Annotated in this window: 28 protein-coding genes; 3 read left to right on the forward strand and 25 right to left on the reverse strand. The window is 47.2% G+C overall.

Going from position 1 to position 26156, the window contains the following annotated elements; all coding sequences use genetic code 11:
- Positions 1–5: 5 nt before the first annotated feature.
- The 14 genes from dxr to B0475_RS06830 all read right to left on the reverse strand — a co-directional run bounded on the left by dxr (position 6) and on the right by B0475_RS06830 (position 9128).
- Entirely contained in the window at positions 6–1178 is a 1173-nt protein-coding gene (dxr, locus tag B0475_RS06765) for a 1-deoxy-D-xylulose-5-phosphate reductoisomerase (RefSeq protein WP_077411012.1), read from the reverse strand.
- On the reverse strand, positions 1175–1969 hold the full coding sequence (locus tag B0475_RS06770; RefSeq protein ID WP_077411013.1) for a phosphatidate cytidylyltransferase: 795 nt from the start codon (positions 1967–1969) through the stop codon (positions 1175–1177). Before B0475_RS06770 ends, dxr begins: the two co-directional genes overlap by 4 nt.
- Positions 1962–2675, reverse strand: a complete 714-nt coding sequence (uppS, locus tag B0475_RS06775; protein ID WP_077411014.1) for a polyprenyl diphosphate synthase — start codon at positions 2673–2675, stop codon at positions 1962–1964. The genes B0475_RS06770 and uppS overlap by 8 nt, the downstream gene beginning before the upstream one ends.
- Positions 2676–2694: 19 nt before the next feature.
- The gene (gene frr / locus B0475_RS06780; protein ID WP_077411283.1) at positions 2695–3252 is read right to left on the reverse strand and encodes a ribosome recycling factor; all 558 of its coding nucleotides are present in this window, start codon (positions 3250–3252) and stop codon (positions 2695–2697) included.
- A 14-nt stretch (positions 3253–3266) separates the two neighbouring features.
- Positions 3267–3983 carry a UMP kinase gene (gene pyrH / locus B0475_RS06785; RefSeq protein ID WP_077411284.1) on the reverse strand — a complete coding sequence of 239 codons (717 nt, stop codon included), beginning with the start codon at positions 3981–3983 and terminating at the stop codon, positions 3267–3269.
- Complete coding sequence (gene tsf, locus B0475_RS06790) at positions 3979–4860, reverse strand: translation elongation factor Ts (RefSeq protein ID WP_077411016.1); 882 nt, start codon at positions 4858–4860, stop codon at positions 3979–3981. The genes pyrH and tsf overlap by 5 nt, the downstream gene beginning before the upstream one ends.
- 82 nt (positions 4861–4942) lie before the next feature.
- Positions 4943–5884: a 30S ribosomal protein S2 gene (gene rpsB, locus B0475_RS06795; RefSeq protein ID WP_077411017.1), complete on the reverse strand. Its 942-nt coding sequence runs from the start codon at positions 5882–5884 to the stop codon at positions 4943–4945.
- 144 nt (positions 5885–6028) lie between these two features.
- Positions 6029–6196 (reverse strand): 50S ribosomal protein L33, encoded by a 168-nt coding sequence (gene rpmG / locus B0475_RS06800; RefSeq protein ID WP_077411018.1) that lies wholly within the window; start codon positions 6194–6196, stop codon positions 6029–6031.
- Between the two features lie 2 nt (positions 6197–6198).
- Complete coding sequence (rpmB, locus tag B0475_RS06805; protein WP_077411019.1) at positions 6199–6435, reverse strand: 50S ribosomal protein L28; 237 nt, start codon at positions 6433–6435, stop codon at positions 6199–6201.
- A gap of 23 nt (positions 6436–6458) precedes the next feature.
- The gene (gene rplS / locus B0475_RS06810) at positions 6459–6815 is read right to left on the reverse strand and encodes a 50S ribosomal protein L19 (protein WP_077411023.1); all 357 of its coding nucleotides are present in this window, start codon (positions 6813–6815) and stop codon (positions 6459–6461) included.
- Between the two features lie 50 nt (positions 6816–6865).
- Entirely contained in the window at positions 6866–7555 is a 690-nt protein-coding gene (gene trmD / locus B0475_RS06815; RefSeq protein WP_077411024.1) for a tRNA (guanosine(37)-N1)-methyltransferase TrmD, read from the reverse strand.
- Positions 7555–8055, reverse strand: a complete 501-nt coding sequence (gene rimM / locus B0475_RS06820; protein ID WP_198538155.1) for a ribosome maturation factor RimM — start codon at positions 8053–8055, stop codon at positions 7555–7557. Before rimM ends, trmD begins: the two co-directional genes overlap by 1 nt.
- Positions 8056–8060: 5 nt before the next feature.
- The gene (rpsP, locus tag B0475_RS06825; protein WP_077411026.1) at positions 8061–8309 is read right to left on the reverse strand and encodes a 30S ribosomal protein S16; all 249 of its coding nucleotides are present in this window, start codon (positions 8307–8309) and stop codon (positions 8061–8063) included.
- A 156-nt stretch (positions 8310–8465) separates the two neighbouring features.
- Complete coding sequence (locus B0475_RS06830) at positions 8466–9128, reverse strand: response regulator (RefSeq protein WP_077411030.1); 663 nt, start codon at positions 9126–9128, stop codon at positions 8466–8468.
- A gap of 290 nt (positions 9129–9418) precedes the next feature.
- Between B0475_RS06830 and B0475_RS06835 the strand changes: the two genes are divergently transcribed.
- Entirely contained in the window at positions 9419–10633 is a 1215-nt protein-coding gene (locus B0475_RS06835; RefSeq protein ID WP_077411031.1) for a patatin-like phospholipase family protein, read from the forward strand.
- A gap of 53 nt (positions 10634–10686) precedes the next feature.
- Here B0475_RS06835 and B0475_RS06840 read toward each other — a convergent pair whose 3' ends face one another.
- Complete coding sequence (locus B0475_RS06840; protein WP_077411032.1) at positions 10687–11343, reverse strand: phasin family protein; 657 nt, start codon at positions 11341–11343, stop codon at positions 10687–10689.
- A gap of 231 nt (positions 11344–11574) precedes the next feature.
- On the opposite strand from B0475_RS06840, the gene tkt reads away from it, so the two are divergent.
- The gene (tkt, locus tag B0475_RS06845) at positions 11575–13572 is read left to right on the forward strand and encodes a transketolase (RefSeq protein ID WP_077411034.1); all 1998 of its coding nucleotides are present in this window, start codon (positions 11575–11577) and stop codon (positions 13570–13572) included.
- A gap of 26 nt (positions 13573–13598) precedes the next feature.
- Here tkt and B0475_RS06850 read toward each other — a convergent pair whose 3' ends face one another.
- The 5 genes from B0475_RS06850 to B0475_RS06870 all read right to left on the reverse strand — a co-directional run bounded on the left by B0475_RS06850 (position 13599) and on the right by B0475_RS06870 (position 19171).
- A complete protein-coding gene (locus B0475_RS06850; protein WP_077411035.1) occupies positions 13599–13871 on the reverse strand; it encodes a hypothetical protein in 273 nt (90 codons plus the stop codon).
- On the reverse strand, positions 13864–14790 hold the full coding sequence (gene ppk2, locus B0475_RS06855) for a polyphosphate kinase 2 (protein WP_077411285.1): 927 nt from the start codon (positions 14788–14790) through the stop codon (positions 13864–13866). The genes B0475_RS06850 and ppk2 overlap by 8 nt, the downstream gene beginning before the upstream one ends.
- A 232-nt stretch (positions 14791–15022) precedes the next feature.
- The gene (locus B0475_RS06860; protein ID WP_157892758.1) at positions 15023–15517 is read right to left on the reverse strand and encodes a glycine zipper 2TM domain-containing protein; all 495 of its coding nucleotides are present in this window, start codon (positions 15515–15517) and stop codon (positions 15023–15025) included.
- Positions 15518–15812: 295 nt separating this feature from the next.
- Positions 15813–16955: an EAL domain-containing protein gene (locus B0475_RS06865; protein WP_077411038.1), complete on the reverse strand. Its 1143-nt coding sequence runs from the start codon at positions 16953–16955 to the stop codon at positions 15813–15815.
- 170 nt (positions 16956–17125) lie between these two features.
- Positions 17126–19171, reverse strand: a complete 2046-nt coding sequence (locus B0475_RS06870) for a sodium-translocating pyrophosphatase (RefSeq protein WP_077411040.1) — start codon at positions 19169–19171, stop codon at positions 17126–17128.
- Between the two features lie 295 nt (positions 19172–19466).
- Here B0475_RS06870 and lgt point away from each other — a divergent pair, with 295 nt between their 5' ends.
- Positions 19467–20375, forward strand: a complete 909-nt coding sequence (lgt, locus tag B0475_RS06875; RefSeq protein ID WP_077411042.1) for a prolipoprotein diacylglyceryl transferase — start codon at positions 19467–19469, stop codon at positions 20373–20375.
- Here the strand turns inward: lgt and gspN are convergent.
- From gspN to B0475_RS06900, 5 genes are read right to left on the reverse strand one after another with little or no spacing between them, the layout of a single operon-like run.
- On the reverse strand, positions 20352–21113 hold the full coding sequence (gene gspN / locus B0475_RS06880) for a type II secretion system protein N (RefSeq protein WP_077411044.1): 762 nt from the start codon (positions 21111–21113) through the stop codon (positions 20352–20354). The two genes, lgt and gspN, sit on opposite strands and share 24 nt — an antisense overlap.
- Positions 21113–21586: a type II secretion system protein GspM gene (gene gspM, locus B0475_RS06885; RefSeq protein ID WP_077411046.1), complete on the reverse strand. Its 474-nt coding sequence runs from the start codon at positions 21584–21586 to the stop codon at positions 21113–21115. The genes gspN and gspM overlap by 1 nt, the downstream gene beginning before the upstream one ends.
- Positions 21583–22752 (reverse strand): type II secretion system protein GspL, encoded by a 1170-nt coding sequence (gene gspL / locus B0475_RS06890; protein WP_077411048.1) that lies wholly within the window; start codon positions 22750–22752, stop codon positions 21583–21585. The genes gspM and gspL overlap by 4 nt, the downstream gene beginning before the upstream one ends.
- A gap of 26 nt (positions 22753–22778) precedes the next feature.
- Positions 22779–25163: an efflux RND transporter permease subunit gene (locus tag B0475_RS06895; RefSeq protein ID WP_198538156.1), complete on the reverse strand. Its 2385-nt coding sequence runs from the start codon at positions 25161–25163 to the stop codon at positions 22779–22781.
- Positions 25164–25174: 11 nt separating this feature from the next.
- On the reverse strand, positions 25175–26107 hold the full coding sequence (locus B0475_RS06900; protein ID WP_077411049.1) for a WD40/YVTN/BNR-like repeat-containing protein: 933 nt from the start codon (positions 26105–26107) through the stop codon (positions 25175–25177).
- Positions 26108–26156: the final 49 nt, after the last annotated feature.

Genomic DNA, 26156 nt, shown 5'->3' on the forward strand with positions numbered 1-26156 from the left:
TGAAATTAATTCGCTTGTTTAATGAGTTGTTGTGTCAGTACCCTGACCCGGCGGTCCAGTTCACTCAGCTGAGCCATGGATTCGACCGCTTCTATGGGTAAAGAATTCAGTATTTTATCATTCATTTCAGGAATTTGCAGAAAGCCAATCTGGTGATTCAAGAATGCTTTTACCGTCACTTCATTGGCGGCATTCAGGATGGCAGCGGCAGTGCCGCCATGACGAATCGCTTGTCTGGCCAGATCAAGGCATGGAAACTTGTGGTCATCAGCAGCAGTGAACTGCAGCTGACCAACACTGAGTAAGTCGAGAAAACTGGCATTGTTGGTGATGCGCTGACCAAGCCCCAGACCAAATGAAATGGGTATTTGCATGTCCGGATCGCCCAACTGTGCCAACACCGACCCATCCAGATAGTTGACCATCGAATGAATGATGCTTTGTGGGTGCACCATAACACCGATCTCTGTTTCCGGCATGTTGAATAACCAATGGGCCTCAATCACTTCCAACCCTTTATTCATCAATGTGGCCGAATCAACAGAAATTTTCGCGCCCATGTCCCAACGTGGATGCGCCACTGCCTGTTCTGGAGTGATGCTGGCAAATTCAGCTAACGGTTTTTCCCAGAATGGACCACCTGAGGCAGTCAGTGTGATGCTGGCCACACCAACAGGGCGTTCGCCCACCTGATAAGATGTACCAAGACACTGATATATGGCATTGTGTTCGCTGTCAAGCGGTATGATACGTGCGCCTTTTTCGCGGGCTCTTGGCATCACCAGTTCACCTGCCGAGACAATCGACTCCTTGTTTGCCAGCAACAGGGTTTTTCCTGCATCCACAGCTGCCATGACAGAGGACATGCCAGCGTTGCCGACAATACCGGCCACCACCATGTCAACCACGGATTCATTAACCAGTTGGTTCAGCGCCTCATGACCCATCGTGACCTCAATTCCGCTGGCTGTTAGCCCCTGCTGAACTTCTGGGTACGCCGATTCACTGGTGACACAGACCACAGCTGGCCGGAACTCCAAAGCCAGGCGGATCAATTTGGTTGCATTGTTGTGCCCGGATAAGGCAAATACCTTGAATTTTTCAGGGTGTTTTCTGATGATTGCCAGGGTGGAATCACCGATGGAACCGGTGGCACCCAATACCGCCAGTTGTTTCATAACCAGCTCAGGGCATAATGAAACAAAGGCGCAGCCGCTATCAGGCTGTCAAAGCGATCAATGAATCCGCCATGACCGGGCAATAAACCTGAACTGTCTTTGACCCCGGCCTGGCGTTTACCCAGACTGGCAGTGAGGTCTCCTACCACTGAGAACAGGGCAATCACCATCATTGCCAGCATGGTTGACCACCAGGGCAGATTCATCAGTTGACTCAAGACCAACGCATAGATGGCCACAAACAGTTGAGCCCCGATGACTCCTTCCCAGGTTTTCCCCGGGCTGATGTTGATCGCCAGCTTATGTTTACCCAGGGTCTTACCACTGACGTAAGCTCCAATGTCAGCAACCCAAATAAGAATGAAAACTGACAGGGTCCACCACTGACCGGATTCACGGGCATGCAAGGCCAGTAAACTGATGGCAAAGATCATGATGGCAATCACTCCAAGAATGCCTTTAATCAAGACATCCGCGGTGGAGTTGGCCTGTCCCCAACGGTAATTAAGCAACCACAATAAAGCCAATAACCAGATCACCACATAAGTGATGATCAGGGGTTGCAAAGCCAGTAAATTCTGGTGATAAAGCCATAATGTCAGGATCGTTATCATCACTGCATTGAGAAAAGCCAGTGGCGATTTCAGTTGATTGATCTTCAGCCATTCCCAGGTTGCAGCCACCTGAATAACGGCTACCAATACAGCCATCCACAAGGCTGTTCCATAAATCACAATGGCCAATAAAACCGGCGCCAATAAAAGGGCTGTAATGATGCGTTGTTTAAGCATTGATTTGTTCACTGGTTTGGCCGAAACGGCGTTCTCTTAATTTGTATTGACTGATCAGATTGCGCAATTCATCGTGTTTGAAATCGGGCCACAGGGTGTCAACGAAAAACAATTCCGCATAGGCAATTTGCCACAGCAGGAAATTGGAAATCCGCTGCTCACCTCCGGTTCTGATGAGCAAGTCTACAGCAGGTTGATCACCCAGGCTCAAGTAATGATTGAATTGCACTTCACTGATGTCATGCGGATGAATATCCCCATTGGCTACTTCAAGACACATTTGCCTGGCGGCCTGGCAAATGTCCCATTTGCCCCCGTAATTGACAGCAATGTTGAGGGTCAGCTTTTGCTCAGCAGGCTGTAATGCAGCAACCTCGTGCATTTTATTTTGTAAGGAATCGGAGAATTTTGACAGATCGCCAATGAATTGTTGTTGCACACCCTGAGCCAGCAATTCGGGCGTCTCCTTTTTCAGGGAACGCATGAACAACTCCATCAGGCGCTGTACTTCTTTGGGTGGTCTTGACCAGTTTTCACTGCTGAAGGCAAACAAAGTCAGGTGAGGTACCTGTTGTTCAACACAGGTTTCAATCACTGCCCTGACAGACTTGACCCCAGCCTGATGACCAAAGGTGCGCGGCCGTTTACGCCGGGTTGCCCATCGCCCGTTTCCATCCATGATTATGGCGATGTGCTTTAAAGTCATTATCAGTGAGCGCCGGCTTTCAGATTTCCATCAGTTCTTTTTCTTTGTCAGCGATCACGTCATCGACCTGATTGACAAATTTATCGGTGACATCCTGCACCCGCTTTTCTGACCCATGCAAATCGTCTTCAGTGATTTCTTTGTCATTGAGCAGGCTTTTCAATTGTGTATTGGCATCACGCCTGATGTTTCGGATGGCAATTTTGCTGTTTTCTGCAATTTGTCCAACCAGTTTCACCAGATCTTTTCTGCGCTCTTCGGTCAATGGTGGCAGAGGTATTCTGATCACCATGCCAGCACTGACTGGATTCAGGCCAAGGTTTGATGACATGATGGCCTTTTCAATCGGTGCAATCATGGTTTTTTCCCATGGGGTTACAGTCAATGTCCTTGAATCCTGTACAGCCACATTGGCCACCTGGTTCAATGCCGAAGGCGAACCATAGTAATCAACCATAATGCCATCCAGCAGACTGGTGTTGGCACGACCGGTTCTGACACCTTTCAACTCATTGTGCAATGCTTCAATGGTTTTACTCATGCGTTGATTGGCTTCTTTGATAATGTCTTCTATCATCATGTATCTCCTGATTAAGCAGTGACAATGGTTCCAATGTTGCTACCCTTGACGATGTCCATCAGGGCGCCTTCCTGGTTCATGTTAAATATCTGAATCGGCATTTTCCGATCTCGGCACAACACCACAGCTGAGGTATCCATCACCGCTAGTTTCTTTTCAATCACTTCATCGTATGTGAGGTGATCGTATTTGAAAGCGTTGGGATCAGTCACCGGATCAGCAGAATAAATGCCATCAACTTTGGTCGCCTTCAAAACAATGTCTGCATTGATTTCGATGGCCCGGAGGCTGGCGGCTGAATCGGTGGTGAAAAATGGATTGCCGATGCCAGCAGCAAAGACGGTGATGTTGCCTTTTTGTAAATGACGTATGGCACGTCTGCGGATGTAATCTTCACAAACCTCGTGGATGCCAATGGCTGACATGACCCTGACTTTGATGCCTTGTTTTTCCAGGGCGTTTTGTAATGCCAGTGAGTTCATCACCGTAGCCAGCATACCCATATGATCGCCAGTGACCCGATCGATACCGGATTTACTCAAACCGGCACCGCGGAAAATGTTACCACCTCCGATCACGATGCCAATTTGAACGCCCAGGGCATGAACCTGGGCGATTTCTTGTGATATGCGATTGATGACCTGAGGATCTATTCCATAGTCCTCAGAGCCCATCAATGCTTCACCGCTGAGTTTCAGCAGTATTCTTTTATATTTCAGTGAATCAATTTCCACGAGCTTGTGCCATTACTTCCTCGACAAAGTTATCTTCTTTCTTTTCGATACCTTCGCCAACTTCAAAACGCACAAATTCTACCACATCTGCGTTTTTGGCACTTAATAATTTCTCTACGCTCATGTCAGGGTCTTTGACAAACTGCTGACCTTTCAAAGTGATCTCAGCCAGGTATTTTCTGATTCGTCCACCAACCATTTTTTCAATGATTTCAGCTGGTTTACCAGAATCCTGCGCCTGGGCAATGAGGATTTCTTTTTCTTTTTCCAGTTGCTCTGCAGGAACCTGCTCTTCAGCAACATATTCAGGATTGGCAGCAGCCACATGCATAGCCAGGTCTTTAACCAACTCATCATCACCACCGGTAACAGACACAACCACACCAATGTTTTTACCATGAGAATAGGCACCCACTTGACCACCATCAGCAGCAGTGATCAGCTGAACACGTCGCAATTGAACATTTTCACCAATTTTGGCCACCAGATCAGTTCTTGATTGCTCGAGGGTTTTACCATCCACTTCGGCATTCATGACAGACTCAACATCAGAGGCTTTGTGTTGCAATGTGGTGGCCAGCACCAGATCCGCAAAAGCCAGGAAGTTTTCATCTTTGGCCACAAAGTCAGTCTCACAGTTGACTTCCACCATTACGGCAGTTGTGTTGTCATCTGAAACTGCAATTTTGATGATGCCATCGGCAGCCACTCGACCTGATTTTTTGGCCGCTTTAGCAGCACCTGATTTTCTCAGATTTTCAATTGCTACTTCCAAATTGCCATCGGTTTCAACCAATGCTTTTTTACATTCCATCATTCCGGCGCCGGTGATTTCCCGTAATTCTTTAACCATAGAAGCTGTAATGCTCATCGTTTTTTCCTCGTTCAATATGTGAAAATAGTCCGGCCCCTTTACAAGGACCGGACTTTGGTTTTTGACATGTACCGAAATTTTATTCTTCGGTTTTCTTAACTACTTTTTTCTTCGTTGTTTTTTTCTTGGTGGTTTTCTTTTTGGTGGTTTTCTTTTTGGTGGTTTTCTTGGTGGTCTTTTTCTCGTCGTCTTGCTCTTCAGCTTTAGGCTCCTCAACCACTGCTTCAACTTTCTCTTCAGCCACCTTTTCTTCAACCACAGGCTCTTCAGTCACTTCCTCTTTTGGAGGTGCCGCTTTTTTGGCCTTGGCAGGCTTTTCTTCTTTGACTTCGATTTGCATGGCAGCTTTACCTTCCAGAATCGAGTCAGCCGCAGTGGCAGTGTACAAACGCAATGCTTTCATCGCATCATCGTTGGCAGGGATCACGTAATCCACGTCATTGAAGTTGTTGTTGGTATCGACCACAGCAACCACCGGAATACCCAATTTTTTGGCTTCATTAATGGCAATTGACTCATACCGGGTGTCGAGAATGAACAAAGCATCCGGCAAACCCTTCATGTCCTTGATACCGCCAAGGGTTTTTTCCAATTTGACACGCTCACGTTCCATTTCCAACTGTTCTTTTTTAACAAAGCGCTCAATGCGACCGTCTTCCTGCATCGCTTCGATGTCCTTCAGACGACTGATGGATGCACGAACTGTTTTGAAGTTGGTCAACATGCCACCCAACCAACGGTGTGAGACAAAAGGCATGCCACAACGTTGCGCTTCTTCCTTAACAGTTTTGGAAGCTGCACGCTTGGTACCAACAAACATTACTTTGCCACGACGAGAGGCGATTTTACCCATGAAGTTCATTGCATCATTCATCAACTCTTCGGTTTTACGCAGGTCGATGATGTGGATCTTGTTTTTGGCACCAAAGATGTAAGGGGCCATTTTGGGGTTCCAGTATCTGGTATTGTGCCCGAAGTGAGCACCAGCTTCCAGCAGCTGTTTGATATTGACTTTTGCCATTATATTTTCCTGTATTTAGGGTTATTTCAAAGCCAGAAACAATCACAACAACCCACCGATTTGAGGCGAGCACCCAGTTGTAAACTCTGTTCCTGACTGACATTTACATAACCAGCAATTGCCAGTCATGCCACATTGACCAATTTACTTGATCTTTTTCTCGTTATAAATCACGTGTTTTCTGACAACCGGATCGTATTTTTTCATTTCCATTTTGTCTGGCGTGTTTTTCTTGTTTTTATCAGTGGTGTAGTAATGGCCGGTGCCAGCACTTGAAACCAACTTGATCTTATCTCTTTTGCTGTTACTCATGATTACACCTTCTCACCACGATGACGCATTTCTGCCAATACCGCATCAATGCCTTTTTTATCAATGATTCTCATGCCTTTGGCTGAGACCCTTAATTTAACCCATTTGTTTTCGCTCTCAACCCAAAAACGGTGAGACTGCAAGTTGGGCAAATACCTTCTGCGTGTTTTGTTCATAGCGTGTGAAACATTATTCCCAAACACTGTTTTCTTTCCAGTTACCTGGCAAACTCTAGACATAATTATTCTCTCTTATTCAGTGATTATTTCTTGGTATCCAGTTTTTCAGTGATACGTGCTGCTTTACCTTCTCTGCCACGCAGGTAATAAAGCTTGGCACGACGGACTTTACCACGTCGCTTCACTGTCACACTGTCGATCATTGGGCTGTGTGTCTGAAACACACGCTCAACACCTTCACCATAAGAAATCTTACGTACGGTAAAGGCAGAATTCAGACCGCGGTTTTTGATGGCGATAACCACACCTTCAAAATTCTGTACACGTTCACGGCTTCCGTCGATCACTTTAACACCAACAACCACGGTATCACCGGGGCTGAAAGCAGGCAAATCACTGCGCAATTGAGCAGCTTCTATTTGTTTAATAATGTCACTCATGATTTATTCTCTGTAATCATTCATTCTTTCCGGGTACATGAGTGGCTGTTTCAGCCCTCAGAGGTGCCTTCCAATAAATCAGGTCTTCGTCGCTTCGTCAGAGACAATGACTGTTCTTCACGCCACTGTTGTATGGCCTTATGATGACCACTTAACAAAACATCCGGGACACCTGTTTGTCCCAAAATTTCTGAGCGGGTGTACTGCGGATATCCGAGCACTCCTCCCATGAAAGAGTCTGTTGTTGCAGATTCATCAGAACCCAATACTCCTTCAACTTGACGCCCAACAGCGTCGATGGCCACACAAGCGGCCATTTCTCCTCCACTGATGACATAATCACCAATGGACATTTCTTCGTCAACATGCCGCTCGATAAAACGCTGATCTACGCCCTCATAGCGGCCACACAACAGCGTCAACGTGCCCTTCGAAGCCCAGCGGTTGCAATCGGCTTGCTTCATTGGCTGCCCCTGTGGTGACATAAAAACCACCGGACCCACTTCGCCACTTTGTTTCACTGAATCCAGGGCCCTCAACAAAGGGTCATACATCATGACCATTCCTGAGCCACCACCAAATGGCTTATCATCCACCCGATTGTGCTTGTTCTCAGCATAATCGCGCGGATTATAACAACTCAATGTCAGCAGTCCAGCCTCAATGGCTTTCCCTATCACCCCGTAACTGAGGGCTTGCTGTACCATTTGCGGAAACAATGTAATGACATTGAAGTGCATTAAGCACTGTCCGCCTGCCAGTCGACGATCATGGTTCCGGCTTCAAGATTGATCTCTTTGACCGTATTTTCCATTTCATATGGCAGTAAGTGTTCCTGACCTGCTTCATCTTTCACCACCAACACATCGTTGGCACCGGTTTCAAACAAAGACTGTACAGTCCCCAGTTGCTGACCATGTTGATCAATCACTTGCAAACCAATCAGTTGCATCCAGTAGTATTCACCATCAGGCAACTGATCAAGATCAGCAGCAGAAATACAGATTTCCTGACCGATATAAGGCTGCGACTTCGCCCGGTTATCACACCCTTTGAAGTAAGCAACCATGGTTTTACCATGTCTTTTGGCTTTAATTCCTTTGATGACTTCCCCACCCACATACCATTGCGGGTAGTTGGCAATGTTTTCCATGGGCTGGGTGAAAGAATACACCTTAAGCCAACCCCTTACACCAAAATGACCGGTGACCTTGCCAACAGCGATCAATTCGTCAGTCACTGGATTCAGGCTGTTTTCTGAGCTTCCTTCATCAAACTACCAACGCGCTCAGACAACTGTGCACCTTGGCTGACCCAATGATTGATTCGCTCAACGTTCAAATTCAATCTGACTTCCTGGCCTCGTGCCATTGGGTTGAAGAATCCCAACCTTTCCAGTGCTTTACCATCACCGGCATTGCGCGAATCAGTCGCCACAACTTTATAGAAAGGCGAACGCTTCGCGCCATGCCTGACTAATTTAACTTTAACCATAATTTACCTCTAAAAACTCAGGGCGCTAAAAAAGACGGGCAATTTTATAGGAAAACACCTTCAGATAACAGTAATAATTCGGCTTTTTTACTGTTTTTTCGCCCAGGATCGGCAGAAAGACACCGCAGGGTACCAATCAGACTGTTAAACGGGTCATCAGGACTTCATCAGGCCAATTTCATCGCCTTCCAAAATGCCATGCCTGATGGCCATGTGGGTTAATTTTACCTCATTCTGTATATCCAATTTTTCCAGAATACGGTATTTGTAAGTGGCCACCGTCTTGTCATTAAGCCCCAACATATGACCGATTTCCTTGGCCTTTTTACCCCTTACCAACAGCATCATGACTTCCATTTCGCGATTGGTCAATGCATCAAACGGAGAATCTTTGGCCCCTCCGGGCAACATGGACAATGCCATTTGCTGGGCAATGTCAGCACCCACGTATTTCTGACCGGCATACACTTTCCTGATCGCGGCTTCCAGTTCTTCAGCTGCACAGCCTTTGGTCAGGTAACCCTGAGCACCGGCATCCAGCAGCTGTCGGGGATATGGGTTATCGGCATGAATGGTGAGAATGATGATCCTCACATAAGGATCTAAATCAGTGATTTTCCGGGTCGCCTCCAGTCCACTCATGCGGGGCATATTGACGTCCAACAACACCACATCAGGCTTGCTTGATTTAACCTGCTCGAGGGCATCATAACCATCCTGACATTCACCCACTATGCTGATACCAGACATTTGCTCTAATACCATCCTGATACCTGTTCTGACAATGTCATGATCATCAACCAGTAAAACTTTTATCATCTGACTCTCCTGCAGTTCCTTGTGAGCGTTTATTCTAAGACTTTGGCGCGTTGAATACCAAGTAATATATGATGACAGAACCCGTCACTTTTTCCTACCAAAGTCAGAAATACAACACCAAACAAAATAATCCGCACACAAAATCGCAGGGTTGGATGCACACACCAGTCACCTGATTGGGTGTTGTGTAGCCCATATCACTGAACCACAGCCTGTGTTTGAATATATGCACCAAGGAACAGAAAATAATCTGTCATGGCGAAATCAATGCAGATGACTATAATAGCCACATGATAACAGTTAAAGCAGCAAAGACCCCAACCAAAAGCAACCAGAAATTCGGTCTGGCTCTGGCCGGGGGTGGACCACTTGGCGGGTTTTACGAATTGGGCGCCTTGTGTGCACTGGAGGATTGTCTGGAGCCACTGGACATGACAGAAATGGACATTTATGTGGGCGTCAGTGCCGGTGCATTCATTGCTGCAGGGCTGGCCAACGGCATTGACCTGCGAACCATGGCGAAGATTTTTGTCTTCAGTCACCGCACTGAAACACCATTTAATCCAGATCATTTTCTGCAACCGGCATATAAAGACTATTTGCTGAATCTGGCCAAAACCCCTCACCTGATTTCAAAAACCATTCTTAAATGGCTTAAACACCCCCTTAAAACCAGTGTGGTCGATATGCTTGAAATGGCTGGCAAAGCCCTTCCCGCTGGCGTGTTCAACAATGAAAAGCTGGAAAACTTTCTGCGCACCATCATAGAGGACCATGGTCAAACCAATGATTTCCGACAACTGAAGAAGCATTTGTATGTGGTGGCCTGCGAATTGAACAGCGGGCGCATTGCCGCTTTTGGCAACAACAGCAACAACCACATACCCATTTCCAAAGCCGTTCAGGCTTCATCTGCATTACCCGGCTTATATTCTCCGGTAAAAATTGAGGGCAAGTACTATGTGGATGGTGCCCTGCGCAGAACCATGAATGCCTCAGCAGCACTTAAACAGGACACCCAACTGTTGTTTGCTGTTAATCCAATTGTGCCTTTTGAGCGGGACATCAAAATCAATGAAAAAGGCCTGACCGAAGGCGGCCTGCCATTGGTGCTGTCACAAACCTTTCGTTCCATTGTACAGTCACGATTGAAATCGGGTCTGGATAAATATGAAAGCCTCTATCCGCAGGCTGACATTATTTTGGCAGAGCCCGATGCCGATGATGAAACTTTGTTTAACTCCAATTTATTCAGTTATTCAAAACGTGACCAACTGTGTGATTATGCCTATCAGCTGACCCGTAACCACCTGCGCGCGCAGCAGGATCAGATTATCCCGGTACTGGAGCGCCATGGCATCTATCTGAATCACAAAAACCTGCACGAGAAAGGCAGAACCATTCATGCCTTCCTCGATCAAAAAACCAAACATGCTCAATGGACCGAAAACCTCAATCAGTCCCTCGATGCCCTGGAGCGAAACATCCGGGCTGCTAATTCCTGAGCAAAAAAAAACCACCCTCAACGGGTGGTTTTTTCTAACTGTAACCAGCCAAGTTATTTTTTGGTGGTTTTCTTAGCGACTTTCTTGGCAGTCTTTTTCGCCACTGGTTTTTTCGCCACTTTCTTTTTGGTTACTTTCTTTTTGGTGGTTTTACTGGCCGTTTTCTTTTGAGCTGCAGCAGGCTTGGACGCTTTACTGGCCGCTTTTTTCACATCTTTGGCCGTTTTTACCGCATTCTGTTTGATGGAAGAACCTGCTTTTTTGATGTCTGCAGCGGCTGACTTACCTGAGTCCTTGACCAACTTGGACACTTCTTTGGTCAGGCTTTCGATGCGCTCAACCAAATCACCCAACTCATCACCAGTGGGCACACCCAGGCTTTTCAGTGATTTTTCTACGCGTTTTTCAAACACATCTTCCAGTTTATCCCAACTCTCGGAAGCCCGCTTCTTAGCTGAACTCACTGTTGAAGTCACTGTTGTTTTGACATCACTGACGGCTTTTTGCGGTACAGATTTGAATAACTTTTCAAAATCTTTACCTTCATCAATCAATTTGTCATAGATTTTTTTACCTTCTGATTGTGCTTTGGCAAAAGCACCCAAGCCAGCCAACCAGATTTCATTGGCCGAGCCCACCAGGGATTCCGCCAGATTTCCTGACTTCTTATCAGTGGATGCCGATTTCTTCAATGTTTTCTTTTTTGCCATATTGTCCTCACAAAGTTTCAATGCTCATAATTATGTTCATTATTATAGAGCAAACACACTAAACAAGGAATGCCAAAGACACCGATTCAGCCCATAGATCACAGCACCTGACAACAATTGTGGTTTTAGTTCCATTACTCATTGTGCCTGACCTGCTAAGTCCCTAAAATAGCAGCCCCATGAGGATGTACTTTTTCCATTCATTTTAACCCCCAACATCAATGTGTAGTCATGACCGATAGAAAATTAAATGCCGATGCCATCAGAGTCCTTGCCATGGACGCCGTACAACAAGCCAACTCAGGTCACCCGGGGGCACCCATGGGCATGGCCGATATTGCAGAGGTCTTGTTCAATGATTTCCTCAGCCACAACCCGAACAACCCTCAATGGATCAACCGGGACCGATTTGTGATGTCCAATGGACACGGGTCCATGCTGCCTTATGCAGCACTGCACCTGTCCGGTTATGACCTGAGTATCGACGACCTGAAAAATTTTCGCCAGCTCCATGCCAAAACTCCGGGACATCCTGAGTACGGTTATACGCCTGGCATCGAAACCACCACGGGTCCACTGGGACAAGGCATCGCCAATGCCGTAGGCATGGCCCTGAGTGAAAAATTACTCGCCACCCAATTCAATGAACAGGACTTGTCGGTCATTGATCATCATACATACGTGTTCTTGGGAGATGGCTGCCTGATGGAAGGCATTTCACACGAAGCCTGCTCATTGGCTGGCACCCTGAAGCTGGGCAAACTGATCGCTGTATACGACGACAACAACATATCCATTGATGGTGAAGTTGACGGCTGGTTTACTGACGACACACCTGGCCGTTTTACAGCATACGGCTGGCACGTGGTGGCTGATGTTGATGGCCACGACCCGGAAGCCATTCAAGCCGCGTTGAATGAAGCCCGTTCAGTAACTGATCGCCCTTCCATCATTTGCGCCAAAACCGTGATCGGCAGTGGCGCACCCAACAAAGCCGGCTCACATGATTGTCACGGTGCTCCATTGGGCGTTGAAGAAATTCAAGCCACCCGGGAGGCTCTTGATTGGCAATGGGATGCTTTTGACATTCCTCAGTCCGTTTATGATGCCTGGGACGCCAAAGACAGTGGCCAGCAAAAAGAAGCCAGCTGGCAGTCTTTATTTGATCGTTATCAACAACAATACCCTGACAAAGCTGCAGAGCTTTTACGTCGCATGAATGGCGAGTTACCAGCTAATTGGTCAGAAAAAGTCTCGGCTTATGTCAAACAGGTGGCTGAAGATGCTCCACAAATGGCCACCAGAAAAGCTTCAAAACTGGCACTGGAAGGGCTTGGTCCGATGTTACCCGAGTTTTTTGGTGGATCAGCCGATCTCACACCGTCCAACAACACGTTCTGGTCTGGTTCCAAGTCCATCAATGACGGTGATTTTTCAGGCAATTACATGTCTTATGGGGTTCGTGAATTTGCCATGTGCGCCATCATGAATGGCATGACTTTACATGGTGGTTTGTTGCCATACGGAGCCACTTTCCTGATGTTTTCTGATTATGCCAGAAACGCATTAAGGATGGCAGCGCTGATGAAAATCCGCAGTATTTTTGTGTTCACCCATGATTCCATCGGCGTGGGCGAAGACGGGCCAACTCATCAGCCTGTGGAACAAACCCCCACATTGCGGATGATTCCAAACATGTCAGTATGGCGACCCTGTGATGCCGTAGAATCAGTGGTGGCCTGGCAACACGCCATTGAGAACGCCAATGGCCCCACCAGCTTGCTATTCACCCGACAAAATGTTCAGCACCAGGAACGTTCAGACCAACAAATTGACAACATTCACCGCGGTGGTTATGTCCTGATTGACTCAGCTAAAACCCCTGAACTGATCCTCATTGGTACCGGCTCTGAAGTAGGCATTGCTGCCGAGGCCACCAGAAGACTGCAATCAGCTGGCCATCAGGTACGCCTGGTTTCAATGCCTTGTGCTGAATTGTTTGATGCCCAGGATGAAGAATACCGCCATCAGGTGTTACCGCCATCATGTGTCAAGCGGATCGCCATTGAGGCTGCACAAGGTGACTACTGGTATAAATATGTTGGTTTACAGGGCCGGGTCATTGGACAAAACACGTTTGGCGAATCTGCCCCCGGCAACCAACTGTTTGCGCATTTTGGCTTCACCACAGATGCCATTGTCAACCAGGCCGAAGAACTGCTCGGATAGCCGGCATGGCTCATGATAAAATGGGTTCAGTCCTCTGAACCCATTTTTTGTTTAATTTGTGAAATAGCCAGGCTTTTCTTGGCCGCTTTTTTTGCCGCCTTTTTGGCCAGTTTGAGCATTTCTTTCTTTATCTCTCGCCGGTTATCACCGATGATTTCATCTGCCTGATGCTCCATCTGACGTGCCAGTTTTTCCATTTTCTGGTACAGCCCCTCAATGTGCTCAGCGTGTTTTTTCACCTCAGCGAGGACTTCTTCACAGCGTTTTTCAATGGCCTTTAACCGTTTGGCATCAGTCATTGCTGGCTACCTTGAGTGATGCATATGGATACATTTTATTGACAGATCCCACGATGTTTTCATCATACTCGCCAACAATAGAGTCGTCTTTTCCAGGATAGTCCAACTGATTCAGGAAAAACCGCATACAATTGATCCTGGCCCTCTTTTTGTCATCAGATTTGATCACAGTCCAGGGCGTTAAGGGATTATCAGTATGAAAGAACATGTCTTTCTTGGCCTTGGTGTAGTCATCCCACTTGTCCAAAGACTCCACATCAACCGGACTGAGCTTCCAGTGTTTCAACGGGTCATTCTTGCGACTGTGAAATCGACGTAATTGTTCCTGACGGGTCACAGAAAACCAGAATTTAAACAGGATGATGCCAGAGTTAACCAGCATTTGTTCGAATGGAAACACTTGCCGCATAAACTCCAGATACTCTTGCTCTTCACAAAAACCCATCACTCGCTCAACACCTGCCCGGTTATACCAGGAACGATCGAAAAACACCATTTCTCCTTTGGTTGGCAATTGTGCAATGTATCTTTGAAAATACCATTGGCCACGCTCCCGTTCAGTGGGCTTTTCCAATGCCACCACATGGGCAGCACGGGGGTTTAGGTGTTCCATGAAGCGCTTAATGGTTCCCCCTTTTCCAGCTGCATCACGCCCCTCAAACAAGCAAACGATTCGCTGACCAGTCTCCTTGACCCAACTCTGCACTTTCAGCAGTTCCGTCTGCAACAAGTGCTTTTCCGTTTCATAATCCAGCAATTCTATTTTCTTTTCGTAGGGATATTCACCGGCGAGGTGTGACAAACTCATCAACTCAGCACTTTTGATGTTTTTTTTCTGGTTCATCACGAACCGGTGATCAGTGTATTTAGCCAATAATCTTTTGGCTTCTTCAGAATTCATAGTGGTTTTTTCATTCATGTGATACTTGATTTTAGCGATTTCAGCAGAGTAAACCACTCCGACAGCGGTTACGACCCACTGAAATACATTGATATGAGTTACAGAGAACACCTTGTCCCTGCATTTATTCTAACGTCAGTTCATGTCCTTGCTGTCAATTAATTGCAGATTTATTCGCCAGATTTGACATGCATCAATCTATCCCAAAAAAAATGGCGCCTGAGCGCCATTTTTTTGATTAACATGCCAATTAATCGAGTACCTGATGGTCCACTCTGATGCGGATATGCTCGCCTGGGTAGTTATTCATCCAGGTCTGATGGCTGACACCCAGGTATTCATAAGTGACATCATAACCTGACAGTTGCTCTTCTTGATGATAGCGGGTTTCGGTGCGACAGCGTACCGGTGTGTGCCTGTGCTTGTTTTTCCTGGCCCCTACCGAAGCCCCAATCATGATACCCACAGCTGTAGACACATCACGCCCGCTGCCTTTACCAAAACGGTTGCCAATGGCCCCACCGAGTAAACCACCAATGACGGCTCCCGATCGACTGCGTTCTTCAGAACGATGGTGACGGTATCCCCGATGATCACACACTTCACGACGGTCAGGGACTGAAACAGTGCGATACACCGGACGTACATCGAGCACCGGTGCATATACCACCTGTTCGTTGTACCTGCCTGCAACAGCAATCAAGGGCAACAACAGTAAACTGCTAAAGGTTAATAATTTATTCATGTTCTTCTCCAGGGTCATTTGTGACCATCATAGGAGGAACGAAATGAATTTTGGCTGAATAAGAAAAATGTGTTAATTCTGGATTCAGGTAAACAACGAAAGGATTGAAAGCGTAAAAGGTTGGCCGGGTAAGAACCCGGCCAACAAAGGTGATGTCGTTCTAATAAAAACGGCATCAACCATGGTCGCTACCAGGACTTTGACCATATCCTATAGAAGTAGCGACTTCTTACCCACGTGAATATTGTAAGCAAAAAAATTTAAAATGAGAAGTTCTTTTATGAGTAATACGGGATTAAAACTGCAGTTGCAGCACATCTGCTTCGAGCATTGGCTTACCAAACAGGTAACCCTGACCATAATCAAAGCCCAGGTCCTTCAGGGTTTTCAGCTGTTCTGCAACCTCAACCCCTTCTGCCACGAGTTGTGTCTGTAACTGTTTGGCCATCATAGCAATGGTTTGCAAGATGGTTTGATGGCGTTTACTTTTGTTCATGTTGCGGATGAATACCTGATCCACTTTCAACACATCAAAACACAATTCCACCAACTGTTCCATCCCCGAATGACCAGTACCGAAATCATCAGCACAAACCGGAAAACCAATGTCCTGACACTTTTTCAACCACTTCCTCGCGAGGTTAAAATCAACCACCATGGTTTCAGTGATTTCCAGCTTCAGCCGGTTAGGGCTGATGCCATGCGATTTGATCTTTTGTAACACGCGATTGAGGAATTGGTCATCGTCCAATTGCTTGGAAGATACATTGATATTGATAAACACATGATCAGGCAATCTGGCCAACAACTCAATGGCCCGGGAAAACACCAGATCGCCAACTTCAATGATTAAATCGGTTTCTTCTGCCAATGCAATGAATTCAACCGGCGAGATAAACCCGCGGGTAGGATGACTCCAGCGACTGAGGGCTTCAAAACCTGCAATCCGATCATCCTGGATATCATGAATTGGCTGAAACACAGTTTGCACATCTCCCTGATTGATAGCTGTACGGAGTTCACTTTCCAGTTTGAACTTTGACAAACCGGCTTGTTCGATGACTGAAGCAACCTGATCCAGCAACAGGTTGTTGCTGGTGTTTGAACTGGGCAACATGGAGCGGAACCGTTTCAGCAATACCCCAACCAGGGCTTTGACAATTGGATCACTTTCCGCCAGGCGGTTGGTGATCTGGGCGGTTCGGACCTCCAATAAAGTCAATGCCGTGATGGCCTTGGCAGATGTTGATCTGGGCGACTGGTCCAGCACCCCCATCTCACCAAATAACTCACCTTCACTCAGGATATCAATGATCGCTCCGGTGGACTCAACAAAGATTTCCACCTGCCCACTTTCTATGATGTAAGCACAGTCAGAACGGTCACCGCCATGAAAAATGATATCCCCTTTGTTGTATTGTTTGATGTGATAACTCATAGATCACCGCCTCCTCACTCCATCATCATAACCGATGTTTTTTTTCTTGGCGATATAAAAATCCACCGAATCAGTGGCTTGACGACTCACTTTTGTAGAGGCACTGACTGACTGCCCTAAACAACAAAAGCCCCGAAACGGGGCTTTTGCAGGTTCTGTTTTCGCAGTGATCAGCCGAAATAACCATTCGGCATTTGTGCCAGCAAGGGCGCTATCACCAGGGAAACAATGGCCATGACATTGATCAAAATGTTCATCGCCGGACCAGAAGTATCCTTGAATGGATCACCCACCGTATCACCAACCACAGCGGCTTTGTGTACATCGGATCCTTTGCCACCCAGGTTGCCTTTTTCGACGTATTTCTTGGCATTGTCCCAGGCACCACCGGCATTGGCCATGGTCAGGGCCAGCAACACACATGAAATCAATGCGCCACCAAGCATGCCACCCAGTGCCGCGGCACCTAATCCAAAACCAACCACCACAGGCGCAATCACTGCAAGGGCTCCGGGCCCCATCATGCGTTTCAAAGCCGCTTTGGTGGCAATGTCTACACATTTTTTACTGTCAGGTTCTGCATTGCCCTCCATGAGCCCGGGGATTTCTTTGAATTGACGGCGTATTTCTTTGATCATGTCAAAGGCCGCATCACCCACCGCACGCATGGTCATGGCAGAAACCAGAAACGGGAAAATTCCACCCAGGAACATCCCCATCAATACTTTGGGATTACCAATATCCAGCGCAAATCCGGGAACCTGAGCAGATATCACCTGAATGAATGCCGCAATGATGGCCAGTGCGGCCAGTCCGGCTGCACCAATGGCAAAACCTTTACCAATGGCTGCTGTGGTATTACCCACTTCATCCAGGCCATCAGTGATGGCCCGGGTCTCAGGACCCAGCTCAGCCATTTCGGCTATCCCACCGGCATTGTCTGCCACCGGACCGTATGCATCAATGGCCATGGTAATACCCACGGTAGCCAACATGCCAACAGCACCGATACCAACGCCATATACTCCTGCACCTTCAGGCAGAATCACTGAAGTACCGTATATAATTGCAGCCAAAGTTAGAACGGGAATCACCACTGACTCCATGCCCACAGCCAGTCCGGAAATCATCACAGTGGCTGGTCCGGTTTCACCGCCTTTGGCGATCTCCCTGACCGGTTTACCACCGGTATAGTATTCAGTGACCAGACCAATGATCATACCACCCACTGCACCGAGCAACACACATTGCCAGACTTTGGCACTGATACCCAATGCCTGGATCACAAAATAGGCCGCCGCAATGAACAAAATGGTCGCGCCTATGGTACCAAAGCGCAGTGCCACATCTGGTTTCTTACCAGAAAAAACATTCACCAGAAAAATTCCGATGACTGAACAGATCAAGCCGGTTGATGCCAGGCCCAATGGCAAAAACATCAGGTCTCTGGCTTCATTGGCGAGTTGACTCACCAGGCCAACGGCCATGGTAGAAGCGATGGCAATACAGGCTATCATTGAACCACAGTATGATTCAAAGATGTCTGAACCCATGCCTGCCACATCGCCAACGTTGTCGCCCACATTGTCAGCAATCACTCCGGGGTTTCGTGGGTCATCTTCTGGTATACCAGCTTCCACTTTGCCAACCAGGTCAGCACCCACATCGGCTGATTTGGTGAATATTCCTCCACCAACACGAGAGAATAAAGCCACCACTGAGCCACCCATACCAAAGCCATGAATGCTTTCTACGGTGTGTGGATCACCACCAAACATCAGGTACAGCACGCCCAGACCCAGCAGACCCATTGCAGCCACAGTCAAACCCATGATCGACCCGCCATAAAAGGCCACTGATAACGCCTTGGCAGCACCGTGTTCGTTCGCAGCAACAGTGGTTCTGACGTTGGCTTTGGTGGCAGAAAACATGCCAAAATAGCCAGCCACACCAGAACAGAATGCCCCCAGGATAAAAGCAAATGGCGTGTGCCAATCACCAAAACCCAGATACAAACCGATGACAATGACCACCACAAATACCAACAACAAACTGTATTCACGACGCATGAACACCATCGCTCCATCATGAATTTGCTCAGCGATGTGTTTGACTTTTCCTTCGCCTGCCGGCATTCTGTTCACCATCATGAAGATGATGAATGCCATAAGCAAACCCAACCCTCCCACGATCAATGGGATCAACTCTTGATTCATATAATTTCCTCTTTTTTTTGTTTGATTATTATGTCAGACATGCCCTCAGGCACCCTCTTTTTATCTTAACACAACCGCAGCCTGTCGCGATTTCGAATTCATCGAATTTGGTTACAGATAAACAGATCAACAATAAGCCGCCACTTCCCCCCTGCTTTTGCTTATAATGGCCTTGATTGCCTGGGCATGACTGATGTGCAACAAGCAATCAGGATTATGATCCATTATCCTGGCCATTGTCTGTCATTCAAAACAGCGCACAGCCAGAATCGCCACCCTTACATATTTGACTGCTATGTTCACACAACATCCGGTGATCGATTTCGATCCGGTATTTTTATCTTTTGGCCCATTTGACTGGCCCCTGATTGGTGAGGTGGGCCCATTGGCCATACACTGGTATGGCATCACCTACATCATTGGTTTTGCCTTTTACTACTTGCTGGGAAGCTACCGTCTTAAACAAAACCCAGGCAGCTGGAACAAAGAACAGTTATCAGATTTTTTGTTTTATGGTGCCATTGGTGTCATCGCCGGAGGCCGGCTAGGCTGGTACCTGTTCTACAATGACACCTCGATCATGGCAGACCCGACACTGTTATTCAGGGTTTGGGAAGGTGGCATGTCCTTTCATGGCGGCCTGGCCGGGGTCTTGTTATCCATGCTGTATTTCAAAAACAAAACCCAAAAAACATTTTTTCAAGTCAGTGATTTTATTGCCCCACTGATACCCACCGGTATCCTCTCAGTCAGACTGGGGAATTTCATGAATGGAGAATTGTGGGGCCGGCTCACAGATCAACCCTGGGGCATGATTTTTCCAGATTCATTGCCACACCATCTGCAACCAGCCAACATGTCTTCAGAGGCCTGGCAATCACTGTACCAACAAGGTGAACTCGATGTCTTTGCCCGTCACCCTTCAACCCTCTATGAAGCCTTTGGTGAAGGTTTGGTGACTTTCATTGTGGTCTGGATGGTGGCAAACAGGGCCACCCGGCAAGGCACTGTATCTGCGGTTTTTTTATTGAGCTACGGCGTCAGTCGTTTTGTCGTTGAGTTCTTCCGGGAACCCGATGCCAACAGAGGGTATGTCTTGTTTGACTGGATGACCATGGGTCACATCCTGACTATCCCACTGCTGGCCTTTGGCATGTACATTCTGCTGAGTCAATCCCGATCAGTAAAACCCAGCAAGGTTTAAGCGGCGACCACCACCTCGGCGGGCTTGTCCCACTGAGCTGAGGACAGCATCTAACTCAAAATGTCCGGCCTTGGGCACCAGATCTACATTCAATTGCCAACGGCGCGGCTGGACATAGAGTGTTCCACTGACAGCCAGCACATTGGAATCACTGCTGAACTGACCCACTATCACACCTTGCTTTTCAGTATTGAATGTGAGTTTGATTTCACCAAGGTCCTTGGGGGCCGGCTTGAGCATCTTAAAGTCCTTCAGGGTGATTTCACCAGACATCCGCTGGAGCCCACTGTCTTGTTCAAAAACCACATCTTGCAAATCAATACTGGCATAGCCACTCAGCTCACCATAGCGAATTTGTACAAATGGCGCAAATACCTGCCAATCGAGATAACCCCTGACTTGTTTAATCAGTGCTGAAGCAGCGCGTACCTGACCCAGCTGAAATGTCATGTCATAATGGTTATCTTTGAGTTTGACTTTACCCCCAACCGCATCATAAGACGAAGGGTACAACAGCCATTCAGCCTCACCCATGGGCAAAGACATGTATTTGAGTTCTCCGGCACTCCCCTTGACCATACTGCCACTGATGTCATTCAGACTGACAGGTCTTATGTGCTTACTGACCTGGTCATAATACAAATTGAGGGGCGCAACTGCCAGGGCTATCACGCCAATGATGACCAACACCAGCAACCATTTGATTAACTTGAAAAACCGATCTCCTGCTCCAACCATTACTTATTTATCCTCATTCTGATGTTCGTTAAACCCAGCGCATTGTCCGTTACTGTGACGTCAAACTGATCCACCTGGATACCATGCTGTTGGCTGATGCGCTGCAACCAGTCAATCACCCGATCAAATGAAGCATTCACCAACCAAACCGTCATGGTAGATTCGTCCAGGGGTTCGGTCCGGTTAACTGTTTCCTGTAGCCCCTGTTGACTGAGCTGTTGGTCAACCCATGAAGAAAATGTCATTTCAACCGGTAATGGCTGTACCCCTTTGCCCTGGGCGCTCCGAAGGTCAATGCGTTGCATTTCGTCAAGTTGCCCGGACAGTCCTGCTTTCATGGTAACAGCCGCATCCAAGCGGTTTTGTATGGGCACCATCACCAGACGCCACGAAATCGCAGCCAGGATCAATAAGGCACCAATCAACAACAGTCGTTGCTCACTGGATGATAATTGCTGATACCAGTTTTTCATCGCGCCTCCATGGTAAGAATGGACTTAAACACATTGTCATCACCCAACTCATTGACCCCTATCAAGACCCGGTATGCAGGCGTGGTGGCCTGTAGAGCCTGATGAAACTGATTGATGGATGACATCGTGGGTGCGGCTATTTGTATTTCCAAAACACCATTGCTCAAGCGCAAGCCTTTGAGTTGAATTTGTTGTTGTTGCTGAACAACCTGGCCAATACCATGCACCGCATCCAGCAAGATGGTTGATGATTGATTATTTTGACCTGATGCCAGCTGTAGCCTCGAATTGAGCGCCGCATAGGGATCATTGAGTTCAACAGCTGCCGCATCGGGAAATGCCTGAATTAAAATGCGCTGTTGCTGTTGTTTGATGGTTTCAATTTGGTTTCGCAATTGATTAAGCTGATATAGGCGAATGCCCAACCAACTGCTCAACAGTGCCAATGTAAGCCACCCCACCAGGCGCCAGGAAAACTGTTTGTTTTCAGTATTTTCCTTTTGCAATTCATCGACCCATAACCCCAGGTGATCAACATCAACCACATGACGGGCACAAATGGTCTCCGTCAGTGATTCTTCAACCTGGTATCCAGGCAACACAATCGCCTGGTTGGTGATCACTTTTTTGTGTTCAGTGGCAAACACCGGGATCAACTGCTCCAACTGTTCAGTTGGCACCACCATGGCCTGATTTAAACCGAACCGAACCAGGCTTGAATCACCCTCCTGCCAAACATGAGTGGTATCTTCAGTCCCTGGTATCCACGCATGCTCACTGTAAATGTGTCTGATATCCAGTTGTTGATCAGTGATGTCCTGATGAAGTTGTTTCAGTGGGGATTTGTGAATGGCTACCACCTGTTGGGTGCCATCCTGATTCTGACGGAACGCAAAGAAATTATCCTCCAATTCATTGCTCAGTTCTTCTTCAACTGCGAAAGGAATTGACTTTTTCAGTATTTCCTCATTTTTTGAAGCCACTTGCGTCTGGGTTTGGTAAACCCATTGAGCAGGCACCAAAACGGTCAAACCAGGCTTTTTTAAAACCTGGTCTGACCATTGAGATACCTGCGTTGACTGGCATGAGTTGGATTGTGCATCATAGTGATATAAGCCTACAGGCTGTCCTTCCGCATTGACGCGCAATATGTGGTTTTTTGCCATGTGTCGGTGTTGTCTGAAACTCCGTATTATATACCTTTTCTGAACTTAGGCATCAACCAGTATGCCAGTGCTGGTAACAACAGCAATGCGCCAACCATATTCAGAATAAACATAAATGCCAGCAAGATACCCATATCAGCCTGGAATTGCAGATCACTGAATATCCAGGTACCCACACCAATGCCCAATGTCAATGCAGTGAACAACACGGCTTTACCGGTCAGACGCAACGTTTCTTTATAAGCATCATACAGCGCAACACCGGATTTCATCAGCGATTGTAACCGGCTGAAGATATAGATACCGTAGTCCACACCAATTCCGACACCCAATGCCACCACTGGCAGGGTGTTGACTTTCAGACCAATACCCAAAAATGCCATCAAGGCATATGCCAACAATGAAACCAAAGCCAATGGCAAGACGATACTGATGGTACCCATGATAGATCTGAACGTGATCAGACAAAGCAGAATGATCGCACCATAAACCATGATCAACATGGGCATTTGTGCGCCTTTCACCACATCATTGGTTGACGCCATAACCCCAGCATTGCCGGTGGCGAGTCTGAACCTGACTTCACCTTCGATCAATCCACCTGTGTCATCCAGCGCAGGTGGCACTTGTTTCTGGTAGGCTTTCACTGCTGCGATGACTGTATTGATGGTAGATGCTTTGTGGTCCTCTGTAAAAATGGTAATTGGCATCACACTGCAATCCTGATTCAACAAGCCGGTGTCAGTTTCAATTCCCGATAACGATTGTCGCATCACATAGTTATTGCGTGATAATTCCCGCCACTTGATGTTACCTTCATTCCAACCGGCGGTGATGATCTTGGCAAACTGTGGCAAGGTAATGACTTGCTGTACTCCCTCTACATTCGACATGTGCCAGGCAAAACGGTCAATGTTGTGCATGGCGCGGTAACTCTCGGTACAGGCATTGGGGGTGGTCTCAGCGATCACATTGATCATATCCACGCCCAGAGAAAATTCCGTACTGATGGTCATCGCATCCTGATTGTATCTGGAATCAGGTCGCAATTCTGGAACACCGGCCTGTGAATCGCCAATCTGCATATCCTGGCTTTTGATATAACCAAAAGCAAACAAACCAATGGTAACCAACAATGCCACCGAGGCCAATGGAGTTTTGGCAAAGCCGGCAATCAGCTTCCAGATACCGCCATGAGGTTGATCCTGTTTAAACTTGGCACAGAATTTATCACTGTCTTTCAGCTTGATGCCTGACAACAACAGTGGCAACAAGATCAGGTTGGTGATGATGATCAATGCCACACCAACAGTGGCTGTGATGGCCAACTCCTGAATGATTTCAATGTTAATGAAATAGATGGTGGCAAAACCAATGGTGTCTGACAACAAGGCAATCACTCCGGGGGCCAGCAATGCGCAAAAAGCCCCTCTGGCTGCCAGATCTGAACTGCGTTGCCCCGCTGGTTGTTTTATCAACTGATCAGTCCACCCTGAAATCATCTGTACCCCATGACTCACACCAATGGCAAAGACCAGGAATGGGGTCAGGATGTTCATCGGGTCTATACCCATACCCATCAGTTTCAGCAAACCCATTTGCCAGATAACAGCCACCAGCGAACAAATGATGGGGTAAACAGTGAGTTTCCAGTTCTTGGAATACCAAAACAGCAATATGGCCGTAATGAGGATGGCCAAAGCAAAGAAATACAGTACCGACTTGGCTCCTTCAGCAATGTCTCCTACGATCTTGGCGAAACCAATGATGTGCACGGTTTGTCCATCGCCTTCAAAGTTTGTTCGAATGGCTTCCAGTTGCTTGGCAATTATTTGATAATCTATTTTTTCTCCGGTTTGCGGATTTATTTCCTGCAGATCAGCCCAGACCATGGCGCCATTGAAATCCTCAGCAACCAACCTGCCCAGAATTCCTGCTTTGACAATATTAGCCCGTACGGTTTCGTATTCTTCAGGAGAGGGGCTGAAATCAGCCGGAATGACATTGCCCCCGGCGAAACCATCTTCCACGACTTCCACAAACCGAACATTTGGGGTAAACAAGGACTTAACACTGGCGCGGTTAACACCAGGAATAAAGATCACCGCATCAGTCACTTTTTCCAGCTTTTCAAAAAACTGGTCATTGAACATGTTGCCACTGTCATCCATCACGGAAACCAGTATGCGGTTGGCTCCTCTGAATTTCTCATGTTCCATGAAGGTTTTCATGTACTCATGATCCAATGGCAGCTGTTTTTCAAAACCTGCATCAACCTTGAGCTGACTGGCGTAATAAGCCATGCCACCGGTGATCACCAGCAACACCAACAAAATCAATTTCTTGTTGGAAAACAGGATGCCTTCACATATGGCAGCGAACTTACTTTTGTTATTTTGAGTTGTCATCATTGCTCCCGTGTTTACTTAATGGTCTGTGCTTTAAAACCGGTTTCTCCAACCAGTATCACCTGACCACTGATGGCCAGTGCATCAGCGTAATCATCACCGGTATCCTCTCCATCCATGATGGTGACATCACCGCCTTTGTTGTAGACCAACCGTGTACCATTGGCACCCACCAGCAATAATTGATCACCACTGAGCCGGGTTGAGCCAAACAAATTGTTTTCAATGTCAGTGTATACCTCATCCCAGGTTTCACCCTGATCCATGGAGTGCAGTAAATTACCCCGCAAACCATACATGATGATTTCGTCATCCAATGTCACAACGCCAAACATGGATCCCATATAAGGCAGTTCAAATTCAGTCCAGGTCATGCCACCATCCATGCTCTTGAAACCATAACCTGCTTCACCGGCGATGTAATAATTACCATCATCACCACGGGTGATGTCATTGAGGTGATAGTCCAATTCATCGTGAATCAAACCATCGTCCCAGGTTTCCCCACCATCTTCCGTGGATAACAGTGTTCCATACGCACCGATGATGAATCCCTTGTCTTCATTTTCAAAATACCCGGACAACAATGGTACTTCCCGATCTGCATCATAAAACTGCAACTCCCATGTTTCACCACCATCATCACTGTGAATAATGGCCGCATCATGTCCCATGGCCCAAACATGGTTGTTATAGGCAATCACTTTGGTCAGGGTGATGTTGACAGGAATATTGGGAATTTGTACCCAGGTTTTCCCTTCATCTTTGCTTTTCATTACATGGCCGCGCTCTCCCACCATCACCAGGGATGTACCGACTTTGGCAATGGACAAGACCAGGGCTTGGTCTGCCAAAGGCATCACTTCGGCTGGCTGCTGAGCCAGGCATTGCTGTGAAAACCACATGGCAAATGCACTGATAATAACTTTAAAGTTCACTGTTTTCATAAATTTACACCGGAAAAAAAATGGCCATGAACAACTTGTCCACAGCCAT

Origin of the sequence: Marinicella sediminis, assembly GCF_002000055.1 — a bacterium.
Classification (GTDB): domain Bacteria; phylum Pseudomonadota; class Gammaproteobacteria; order Xanthomonadales; family Marinicellaceae; genus Marinicella; species Marinicella sediminis.

Excerpts from the sequence above, each read along its gene's own strand:
- dxr (WP_077411012.1), bottom strand. The coding sequence starts at position 1,178 with ATGAAACAACTGGCGGTATTGGGTGCCACCGGTTCCATCGGTGATTCC.
- B0475_RS06770 (WP_077411013.1), bottom strand. The coding sequence starts at position 1,969 with ATGCTTAAACAACGCATCATTACAGCCCTTTTATTGGCGCCGGTTTTA.
- uppS (WP_077411014.1), bottom strand. The coding sequence starts at position 2,675 with ATGACTTTAAAGCACATCGCCATAATCATGGATGGAAACGGGCGATGG.
- frr (WP_077411283.1), bottom strand. The coding sequence starts at position 3,252 with ATGATAGAAGACATTATCAAAGAAGCCAATCAACGCATGAGTAAAACC.
- tsf (WP_077411016.1), bottom strand. The coding sequence starts at position 4,860 with ATGAGCATTACAGCTTCTATGGTTAAAGAATTACGGGAAATCACCGGC.
- rpsB (WP_077411017.1), bottom strand. The coding sequence starts at position 5,884 with ATGGCAAAAGTCAATATCAAACAGCTGCTGGAAGCTGGTGCTCACTTC.
- rpmG (WP_077411018.1), bottom strand. The coding sequence starts at position 6,196 with ATGAGTAACAGCAAAAGAGATAAGATCAAGTTGGTTTCAAGTGCTGGC.
- rpmB (WP_077411019.1), bottom strand. The coding sequence starts at position 6,435 with ATGTCTAGAGTTTGCCAGGTAACTGGAAAGAAAACAGTGTTTGGGAAT.
- rplS (WP_077411023.1), bottom strand. The coding sequence starts at position 6,815 with ATGAGTGACATTATTAAACAAATAGAAGCTGCTCAATTGCGCAGTGAT.
- trmD (WP_077411024.1), bottom strand. The coding sequence starts at position 7,555 with ATGCACTTCAATGTCATTACATTGTTTCCGCAAATGGTACAGCAAGCC.
- rpsP (WP_077411026.1), bottom strand. The coding sequence starts at position 8,309 with ATGGTTAAAGTTAAATTAGTCAGGCATGGCGCGAAGCGTTCGCCTTTC.
- B0475_RS06830 (WP_077411030.1), bottom strand. The coding sequence starts at position 9,128 with ATGATAAAAGTTTTACTGGTTGATGATCATGACATTGTCAGAACAGGT.
- B0475_RS06835 (WP_077411031.1), top strand. The coding sequence starts at position 9,419 with ATGATAACAGTTAAAGCAGCAAAGACCCCAACCAAAAGCAACCAGAAA.
- B0475_RS06840 (WP_077411032.1), bottom strand. The coding sequence starts at position 11,343 with ATGGCAAAAAAGAAAACATTGAAGAAATCGGCATCCACTGATAAGAAG.
- tkt (WP_077411034.1), top strand. The coding sequence starts at position 11,575 with ATGACCGATAGAAAATTAAATGCCGATGCCATCAGAGTCCTTGCCATG.
- B0475_RS06850 (WP_077411035.1), bottom strand. The coding sequence starts at position 13,871 with ATGACTGATGCCAAACGGTTAAAGGCCATTGAAAAACGCTGTGAAGAA.
- ppk2 (WP_077411285.1), bottom strand. The coding sequence starts at position 14,790 with ATGAATGAAAAAACCACTATGAATTCTGAAGAAGCCAAAAGATTATTG.
- B0475_RS06860 (WP_157892758.1), bottom strand. The coding sequence starts at position 15,517 with ATGAATAAATTATTAACCTTTAGCAGTTTACTGTTGTTGCCCTTGATT.
- B0475_RS06865 (WP_077411038.1), bottom strand. The coding sequence starts at position 16,955 with ATGAGTTATCACATCAAACAATACAACAAAGGGGATATCATTTTTCAT.
- B0475_RS06870 (WP_077411040.1), bottom strand. The coding sequence starts at position 19,171 with ATGAATCAAGAGTTGATCCCATTGATCGTGGGAGGGTTGGGTTTGCTT.
- lgt (WP_077411042.1), top strand. The coding sequence starts at position 19,467 with ATGTTCACACAACATCCGGTGATCGATTTCGATCCGGTATTTTTATCT.
- gspN (WP_077411044.1), bottom strand. The coding sequence starts at position 21,113 with ATGGTTGGAGCAGGAGATCGGTTTTTCAAGTTAATCAAATGGTTGCTG.
- gspM (WP_077411046.1), bottom strand. The coding sequence starts at position 21,586 with ATGAAAAACTGGTATCAGCAATTATCATCCAGTGAGCAACGACTGTTG.
- gspL (WP_077411048.1), bottom strand. The coding sequence starts at position 22,752 with ATGGCAAAAAACCACATATTGCGCGTCAATGCGGAAGGACAGCCTGTA.
- B0475_RS06895 (WP_198538156.1), bottom strand. The coding sequence starts at position 25,163 with ATGATGACAACTCAAAATAACAAAAGTAAGTTCGCTGCCATATGTGAA.
- B0475_RS06900 (WP_077411049.1), bottom strand. The coding sequence starts at position 26,107 with ATGAAAACAGTGAACTTTAAAGTTATTATCAGTGCATTTGCCATGTGG.